Here is a 243-nt window from a genome sequence, read left to right as displayed (position 1 = left end):
CGCGATTCAAAAAAACGTCGATTAAGTGTTTATCTTAAATATAGAGCAATCCAAGCAACACTGCACCAAGAGCAAGACGATATAACACAAACGGTGTCATACCTATTTTGCTAATAAACTTTAAAAAGAAATGGATACATAAGTACGCAGCAAAAAATGATACGACAATCCCTAAACCAAGTGCTTGATAATCAATCGGGTCTGGACTACTGACTAAGTCTTTAGTCACCAATAACGCTGCCC

1 protein-coding gene is annotated in these 243 nt (G+C 37.4%); it reads right to left on the bottom strand.

The annotated features are described in order from the left end of the window. Positions 1-34 precede the first annotated feature (34 nt). Positions 35-243, bottom strand: a 209-nt coding sequence (locus AAEZ03_RS28610) for an undecaprenyl-diphosphate phosphatase (protein WP_350583357.1), incomplete at its 5' end; no start/stop codon positions are given.

This window comes from Pseudomonas sp. HY2-MNA-CIBAN-0224 (genome assembly GCF_040310285.1).
Classification (GTDB): domain Bacteria; phylum Pseudomonadota; class Gammaproteobacteria; order Pseudomonadales; family Pseudomonadaceae; genus Aquipseudomonas; species Aquipseudomonas helleri.
The sequence above is the reverse complement of the archived record's forward strand: the minus strand, read 5'-3'. Positions and strand labels throughout refer to the sequence as shown.